Annotated in this window: 6 protein-coding genes; 2 read left to right on the top strand and 4 right to left on the bottom strand. The window is 74.6% G+C overall.

What is annotated here, in order from left to right; genetic code table 11:
• Positions 1-307 precede the first annotated feature (307 nt).
• Both K7C98_RS16955 and K7C98_RS16950 read left to right on the top strand, forming a co-directional pair.
• Positions 308-1,183: an FHA domain-containing protein gene (locus K7C98_RS16955; protein WP_224192723.1), complete on the top strand. Its 876-nt coding sequence runs from the start codon at positions 308-310 to the stop codon at positions 1,181-1,183.
• 41 nt (positions 1,184-1,224) lie between these two features.
• Positions 1,225-3,327, top strand: a complete 2,103-nt coding sequence (locus tag K7C98_RS16950; RefSeq protein WP_224192722.1) for an ATP-dependent DNA helicase RecG — start codon at positions 1,225-1,227, stop codon at positions 3,325-3,327.
• Between the two features lie 158 nt (positions 3,328-3,485).
• Here K7C98_RS16950 and K7C98_RS16945 read toward each other — a convergent pair whose 3' ends face one another.
• The 4 genes from K7C98_RS16945 to K7C98_RS16930 form a co-directional block, all read right to left on the bottom strand.
• Positions 3,486-4,007, bottom strand: coding sequence for a hypothetical protein (locus K7C98_RS16945; RefSeq protein ID WP_224192721.1), 522 nt, complete (start codon positions 4,005-4,007; stop codon positions 3,486-3,488).
• Positions 4,008-4,010: 3 nt separating this feature from the next.
• On the bottom strand, positions 4,011-4,991 hold the full coding sequence (locus K7C98_RS16940) for a glucokinase (RefSeq protein WP_224192720.1): 981 nt from the start codon (positions 4,989-4,991) through the stop codon (positions 4,011-4,013).
• Positions 4,992-5,654: 663 nt separating this feature from the next.
• Positions 5,655-6,689, bottom strand: coding sequence for a hypothetical protein (locus K7C98_RS16935; protein ID WP_224192719.1), 1,035 nt, complete (start codon positions 6,687-6,689; stop codon positions 5,655-5,657).
• Between the two features lie 470 nt (positions 6,690-7,159).
• Complete coding sequence (locus tag K7C98_RS16930) at positions 7,160-7,999, bottom strand: peroxiredoxin (protein ID WP_224192718.1); 840 nt, start codon at positions 7,997-7,999, stop codon at positions 7,160-7,162.
• Between the last annotated feature and the right edge of the window lie 284 nt (positions 8,000-8,283).

The raw sequence follows: 8,283 nt of genomic DNA, 5'->3' as shown, positions 1-8,283 counted from the left end.
GGCGTGGCCCCGGCGGCGTTCGGTGCAGCGGCGATTCCAGCCAGGAAGAAGAGGCTCAGGAGCGATTGTGCGATTTCGCGCCTCGGCCCGCGGACGGAGCGGAGGACTCGTGGTCCGTCCGAGGGCCGTCGCGTCGGTCGCCGAGAGCGCATCGCGGGGGGCAGGATAACCCGGTTTGGCCGCGACGACCGCGAGGTCCGCGGCAGTTGACCCGCGCGCCATCAACTTCTTAGGATGCCGGGGACGCGCCGAGGAACGCCCGCACAACCGGGCGAGTACCTCGTGGGGGACGTGCATGAGCAAGACGTTGCGCCAGTTCCAATGTCGTGATGACCTCTGGGCCCGGGTCGAGGCCCTCGCCAAACGCCGCGGGATCGCCACCGACGACGTCGTGCAGGCGGCGCTGCTCCAGCTGTTCAAGGGCGCGGCCAAGGGCAAAAAGGACGAGTCCTCGGGGATGACGGACGCCCCGCCGGCAGGGGCGAGCTCGCCGGCCCGTTCGGTGCTGTCCACCCAGCCGGGTCACCCCGGCGCCGCGCGCCCGGCCTCGGCGCCGCTCCCCAGCGCCGCCCCGGTGCCGCGCCCGCCAGGGATGCGCCCCCCGGGCTCGGGCCCGATGGCCTCGCCGCCCGGCCCCGCGGCCCCGCCCGCCGGCCTCGGCGCGGGCCAGAGCCGCGCCCCGAGCACGCTGCCGCAGCCGCGGCTGCCGAAGCCCGCCGGAGCCCCGGCGCCTGCTCCGATGCCGCCGTCCCCGGTGGCCGCGCCCGCGGGCCCGGCGACGCTCGGGCCGCCCGTGTCGGCGCCGGCCAAGACCGCGCCGACGCTGCCCCGCCCGCCGACCGGGTCGCGCCTGCCGCCGCCGACCGGCGCGCCGGTGAGCAAGCCGCGGCCGCTCTACGTGCTGTTCGAGGGCCAGTGGTACGAGATCGACAAGGAGGAGTTCGTGATCGGCCGCGGTCAGAAGTTCTCCGACCTGGCGATCAAGGACGCGAACATCTCCCGCCGCCACGCCTCGGTGGTCCGCCGCGGCAACGACTACTTCATCAAGGACCTCGGCAGCACCAACGGCATCGAGTTCGAGGGGCAGCGCGTCGACAACCACAAGGTGATCGACGGCAGCGTGTACTTCCTGTGCGACCACGAGCTGCGGTTCACGTTCACGCCGCCGGGCCAGGCGAGCTGACCTGAGAGACCTGTCTCTCGGGACCTGAACGATCGGTCATCGTGCCCCCGCGCCGCGACCGCGAGGCCCAGGGCGAGCTGGTCGCCCTGCCGGGCGTCGGCCCCAAGACGGCCGAACGCCTGGCCGCCCAGGGGCTGGTCACGCTGGCCGATCTGGCGCGGGTGATCCCGACCGGCTACCGCGACCGCCGCCACCGCACGTCGCTGGCGCTCACGCCCGAGGGCGGGGAGGCGGCGGTGGTGGCGACGATCCGCCGGTTCTCGCAGCGGTTCTTCCGCGGCCGCTTCTTCGCCGGGCTCGACTGCGTGGTCGTCGACACCGACGGGCGCGAGCTCGGGCTGCAGTGCCAGTGGTTCCACCGCGTCGGCGGGCTGGCCGAGCGGGCGCAGGCCGGCAAGCGCGTGCTGCTGGTCGGCCGCGTCAGCCGCAAGAAGGGCAAGCTGGCGCTGATCCACCCGGAGATCCGCGATCCCGAGGCGCCAGGACCGACGATCACGGTGCGCTACCCGGACGTCGAGGGGGTCGGCGAGGCGACGCTGGCGAAGCTGTGCCGGACGGCGGTGGAGCGGCTGAACGCGGGGCTGCTGGTCGATCCGCTGGCGCCCGAGCTGCGCGCGCGCCTGGGGCTGATCGGGCTCGGCGAGGCGCTGGCGCTGCTGCACGCGCCCGACGAGGCGCTGCCGGTCGAGACGATCGCGGCGCTGCAGGCCGGCAGCTCGCCGGCGCACCGCCGCATGCTGTTCGAGGAGCTGCTGGTGGCCCAACTGGCGCTGCTGCAGCGCCGCGCGGCCGCGCAGGCGCTGCCGGTGACGGTGTCGCTGCTGCCGGACGAGGGCTCGCGCCGCGAGTCGCTGCGCGCGTGCGTGCCGTTCGAGCCGACGCGGGCGCAGTGGGCGGCGATCGACGAGATCGAGGCCGACCTGGCGCGGCCGCGGCCGATGCTGCGGCTCCTGCAGGGCGACGTCGGCTCGGGCAAGACGCTGGTGGCGTTCGCGGCCAGCGCGGGGATCGTGGCCGCGGGCGGGCAGGCGACGTGGATGGCGCCGATCGAGATCCTGGCCCGGCAGCACCTGGCGACGCTGCGCCCGTGGTGCGCGTCGGCGGGGATCCGGCTGGCGCTGCTGACGGGCTCGATGAGCCGCAGCGAGCGCCAGACGGTGGTCGAGGCGGCGGCGGCCGGCACGGTCGACCTGGTCGTCGGGACCCACGCGCTGCTGACCGAGGACGTGCAGTTCCGCCGCCTCGGCCTGGTGGTGGTCGACGAGCAGCACCGCTTCGGCGTGCGCCAGCGGGCGCTGCTGCGCGACAAGGGCCGAGCGCCGCACCTGCTGGTGCTGACGGCGACGCCGATCCCGCGCACGCTGGCGCTGTCGCTGGTCGGCGAGCTCGACCTGTCGACGCTGCGCGAGGCGCCGCCGGGCCGCCGCCCGCCGGAGACGACGCTGATGGCGGGCCCGGTCGGGCGCGCCCGCCTGCGCCTGGCGGAACATGTCCGCCAGGACAGGTTGCAGGGCTTCGTGGTGTGCCCGCAGATCGAGGCCGGGGCGCGCGAGGCCAGCGACGTCGACGAGGCGGCGGCGGAGCTGCGGAAGCTGCTGCCGGGGCTGCGGATCGAGGTGGTGCACGGCCGCGTCGACCCGGCCCGCCGCGCGGCGGCGATGGCCGAGTTCCGCGCCGGGGCGATCGACGTGCTGGTGGCGACCACGGTGATCGAGGTGGGCGTGGATGTCCCCGAGGCCAGGTTCATGCTGATCGAGCACGCGGAGCACTTCGGGCTGTCGCAGCTGCATCAGCTGCGCGGGCGGATCGGCCGCGGGACCGAGCGCTCGTGGTGCCTGCTGCACACGGGGGCCGATCCGGGGAGCCCCGCGGCGCGCCGGCTGCAAGTGCTCGCCGACACCAGCGACGGCTTCACGGTGGCGGAGCGCGACCTGGCCGAACGCGGGCCCGGAGAGCTGTTCGGCCTGCGTCAGGCCGGCCGCGCCGCCTGGGCCGGCCTCGCCGGCGAGGGCGTGGCGCTGCTCGAGGCGGCCCGCGCCGCCGCCGGGGAGCTGCTCGCGGCCGACCCGACGCTGGCCCGGTACGCGGAGCTGCGCGCCCGCGTCGAACGCCACGCGCGGCCCGAGGCCGGCGACGCGGGGTGAGCCGGCGGTCGCCGAGGCTGGTGTTCAGGACATGTCGATAGGGCTATGTGCAGAAAGGCATGTCGATTCGGGCATGTCGATAAGGACCTGGCTGTTCGGACGTGTTGAATGAGACATGTCGCGAGCGGCATGCCGCAATTGAGCACGATGGCTGGGCGTCAGCGGACGGTCTCGGGCGCCCAGCTGTAGACGAGCCACAGGTAGGCGGCGAGGGCGACGGTGTAGCCGGCGAAGTAGATCGGGCCGATCGTGCGCCAGCGGTCGCGCGCGCGGGCCTGGGTGAGGCGCACGACGCCGGCGCGATCGAGGGTCTGGGCCAGGACCGGGCGCTCGTCGGGCGGGAGGTTGAGGTCGACGAGGAGGCGCGGCATGAGCACGGGGCGCAGGCGCTCGACGGCGGCCCAGGCGTCGTCGGCCAGCGCCGGGTCGGGGCTGTGGAGCGCGCGCACGACCCCGGGGACCTCGTAGTAGAGGGCGATGGCGAAGCCGGACAGGCCGTTGACGAAGGCGACCAGGTTGAGCGTGATGTAGAACGGGTCGTCGCGGCCGAGGACCATCAGCAGGTAGATGTAGAGGCCGGCGAGGAACAGCGACATGAGCCGGCCGCTCCAGGTGAGGAGCCGGCGGTGCACCACCTCGCGGCGATATCCGGCGACGAGCGCGTCGACGCGGGCGGACATGACTCAGGCGAGGCCCGCGAGGCCGGCGCCGAGCAGGCCGACGTCGGTGTTCTTGACCACGGCGACGAACATCTGGTGGAGGAGCGGGCTCATGCGCCCCTTGTCGCGGAAGGCGCGGAGGAAGCGGCCGTCGCGGAGCCTGGGCAGGAGCTTGCCGGCGATCCCTCCGGCGACGAACAGGCCGCCGGTGGGCAGGACCTTGAGCGCGAGGTTGCCGGCCTCGGCGCCGTAGAGGTCGAGGAAGATGTCGACGGCGCGCACGCACGCAGGGTCGTCGCCGGCCAGCGCGCGCGAGCCGATCACCGCCCCGGGGTCCTCGGCGGCCATGCGGGCGCGTGTGTCCGAAAGTTCAGGTTCGAGGCCGGCGGCGATCACGAACTGATAGGCGGTGACGAGGCCGGGGCCGCTGACGATCCGCTCGTAGGAGACGCGGTGGTGGCGGCCGAGCAGGAAGCGGAGCAGGTCGATCTCGAGCTCGTTGCGCGGGGCCAGGTCGCAGTGCCCGCCCTCGCTGGCGAGGAAGCGCGGGCCCGCGGGCGTGGGCACGAGGACGGCCTCGCCCAGGCCGGTGCCGGCGCCGATCAGCGCGATCGGGCCGTTCGCGTCGCGCTCGCCCTCCTGCAGGACCTCGAGGTCGTCGGCGCCGAGGACCCGCAGGCCGAGGGCGACCGCCGCGAAGTCGTTGACGAGGGCGACCGAGCGCAGGCCGAGCTCGGCCGCGAGGGCGTCGGCGTCGATCTGCCACGGGAGGTTGGTGACCCGGCTGCGCCGATCGACGACCGGGCCGGCGACGCCGAAGCCGGCCCGGGCGACGTCGGGGACGCCGGCGCGGCCGAGGAAGTCGCGCACGATCGGCGCCAGACCGGGGTGGCTCGCGCTCTCGTAGCGCTGTCGGCTAAGGACGTCGAGGCGGCCGTCAGGCCGCTGCTCGAGCACCGCGAGCAAGGTCTTGGTGCCGCCGATGTCACCCGCGAGGACACGCATGCGGCAAGCGATAGCACGTCGCCCGGACGGGGGCGAGGGGGTGACATGTCCCTGAGGTCATGTGGCGTGCACGCGGCCCTAGCGGCGCGCGGACGGGCGCGCTGCACGTGGGCCCGGTCGGCGGGGCGAGCAGAACCTGCGGCGCTCGCCACCGGCGAGGGCCAACGCCGCGCCGTCTGGCCCGGGGGGGACGACGACGCGAACCTGCAGCGTTCGGCGCCGGCACGGACGAAACGGCGCCGGGTCACGGCTCGCCGCCCGGCGGGGCCGACGAGGCGAGCCGGGCCGCGCGGTCGTCCGGCCGTCCACGCAGCTCGACCGCGGGGACCCGGGTCCTGCGAACGTGGGAGCATGGTCGGGCGAGCGGAGCGTGGGTCGATTCGCGCCGGTCGGCGGAGGTGTCTCGAGGTCGGGCCGCACGCGCGGCGGGGCGAGCGTCGCGGGCGCGTGGCTCGATTCGCACCGGTCGGCGGAGGTGCCTCGAGGTCGGGCCGCACGCGCGGCGGGTCGGGCGTCGCGGGCGCGTGCTCGCCCGCAGCGCGGGTCGCTCGGCGGAAGGGTCTCCAGATCGAGCCGTGCGAAAGGACATGTCTGAGAGCGCATGTCTGAACGAGCATGGCTGAAGGGGCATGTCCGTGCGGACATGCCCCTCACGCATGTTCGTCAGCGCTGGCGCGTGTCCATGGTCGCGTCGAGGGCGATCCGGCGCGGCGCGGCGCCGGCGAAGCGGACCTCGGCCCAGTCGCCGTCGACGCTCAGCGTCGCCTCGGGGAAGGCGTCGCCGACCAGCGGGGCCTCGAGCGTGACGCGGTGGAGGGTGTTGTCGCGGGCGCGGGCCAGCAGCACGAACTGGGCGGTGTCTCCGCGGGTGCCGCTGGCGATCAACTGCGCCCGCGGGAGGGCGCCCTGGCCGCGGCGCCAGTCCTCGGTGAGGGACACCTGGAAGGCAGGCAGGTAGCCGGCCTGGAAGCGCTCGCCGTCGCGGGCGATGACCTGATACCAGCGCAGGCAGGCGCGCACCGGCTCGCCGCCGGCCCCGGGCAGCGGTGGCGAGCGGTCGTCGCAGCGGTCGAGGGCGCCGAGGACGAACAGTCCGCCGGCGCGGCGCGCGAGGGCGAAGCGCTCGCTGGTCGGCGGGATCCGGGCGGCCGGGGCGGCGAACAGCGGGGCCCGATCGGGCACCAGCGCGGCGGGGATCCACCCGAGATCGGGCGGCAGCAGCTCGGCCTGCTCCTTTGGCCACTGGATCGAGCGCGTGCCCCCCTCGGCGCTGCGGCCCTGGACGGTGAGCGCGACGAGGACGGCGCCGTGGGCGGGCAGGAGGTCTCCGCCGGGGATCGGCGCCGGGGTCTGCCGCACGGACCGGTCGCGCGCGGGCCCGACGACGGCGGAGAAGGCCCAGCGGGCGACGAACCGCATGGCATCGTGAATGGTGGTGACCTGGCCGACGACGGCGCCGACGCTGGTCGGAGCGCCGTCGACGGAGGTCCCCAGCGACATCGCCTCGGTGGCGGCGAGGACGGCCGGTCCGGGACCGAGGAGGTGCGCGCCGACCCAGTAGCCGCCGCCGGAGGGAGCGGCAGGGGCCGGCGCGGGCGGCTCCGCGGCGGCTGTCGTGCAGAACAGGGCGCAGAGGACAGGCGCGAGCGGCCAGGTCCTCGAGGACAGGCGACGACGAGCCGGGCGAGGCGCGCTCATGACGGGCGTAGAGTACCGCAAGGCGCGCGCGAGCGGATCCCGGGCGACGCTGCGGGGCCGCCGCAGGCGCCGGGGCGCCGAAGAGGCCGAAGACGCCGAAGATACCGACGAGGCCCCGAAGAAGCCGACGAGGCCGACGAGGCGCGGACGGAACCGATGAGGCGCGGACGAGGCCGATGGAGGCGCCGACGAGGGCCGACGAGGCTGGTGAGGCGCTGACGGGGCCGAGGCGCCGACGAGGCGCCGACGAGGCCGATGAGGCGTCGATGAGGTTGACGAGGCTGATGAGGCGCTGACGGCCGATGAGGCGCCGACGCGGCCGATGAGACGCCGATGGGCCGATGAGGCGCCGACGAGGCCGACGAAGTCGTCGCAGAGCGACGGTCGGCCTCGCGGCGCAGGTAGGACCACGCCGGCCCTCGGCGGCGTGACGCGCTCCCGGGGCCGGGATGCGCGCCGAGGGCGGCGTGTCAGGCGGGCAGGGCGGCGAGCAGAGCGTCGGCGTGCCCGGCGACCCGGACAGGGCTGTGAACAGCCTCCAGGCGGCCGTCCGGACCAATCACGAAGGTGCTGCGGATGACTCCCTGGACCTTGCGACCGTACATCTGCTTCTCACCGTAGGCGCCATAGGCGGTGGCCACCTGGTGCCCCGGATCGGACAGCAGCGGGAAGTTCAGGCCGTGGGCGGCGCGGAACTTGGCGTGCGAGGCGAGGCTGTCGCCGCTGACGCCGAGCACGGTCACGCCGGAGGCGGCGAAGCGTGCGTGGCGGTCGCGGAAGTCACAGGCCTCGGTCGTACATCCGGGGGTGCTGTCGCGCGGGTAGAAGTAGAGGATGACCCGACGCCCGGCGAAGTCACGCAGGGCGTAGGTCTTGCCGTCGTCCGCCGCGAGGGCGAAGGGCGGCGCGGGCTCGCCTGGCTTCAGCCCAGGGCCTATTTCCTCCTCCTCTGCGGCGCGGCTCGGCGCCTTCTTGGCGGCCTTCTTGCCGGCAGCCTTCTTGGCGACCTTCTTGGCCGGAGCGGCCTTGGCAGCGGCCTTCTTGCCGGCCTTCTTGCCGGCCTTCTTGGCCGGAGCGGCCTTGGCGGCCTTCTTGGCCGGCGCGGCCTTGGCGGCCTTCTTGGCCGGCGCGGCCTTGGCGGCCTTCTTGCCGGCGGCCTTCTTGGCGGCCTTCTTGCCGGCGGCCTTCTTGGCGGCCTTCTTGGCCGGAGCGGCCGGGGCGGTCTTGGCGGCCTTCTTGGCGGCCTTCTTGGCCGGGGCTTTCTTGCTGGCGGTCTTCTTGCTGGTCACGCTGGTAGTGCGAGGTGGCATGGCTCTCCGTGGCTTCAGTTGTGCCACGGCGAGTCTACAGACACAGCATCAAAGAACAACCAGCGCCGACGATGTGACGGCCGCGTCGAGGCACTCGTCGGCTCGCCCGTCGCCTCGCACGAATGTCGCCGCCAACACCGTGTCGTGCGCAAGTCCCGGCCGATCGCCGCGTCGCGTGTGGATGGTGATCGAGGCGATATCTCGTCGCTCGAGGCAGGGATCGATCCGCGTCGCGGCGACGCCTCGCACGAGCGCCGGCGGCCGCGTCGGTCCGGACGCGACCA

Origin of the sequence: Nannocystis pusilla, from assembly GCF_020073745.1 — a bacterium.
GTDB classification, from domain to species: Bacteria; Myxococcota_A; Polyangia; order Nannocystales; family Nannocystaceae; genus Nannocystis; species Nannocystis radixulma.
This window is presented reverse-complemented; position numbering and strand designations above follow the sequence as displayed.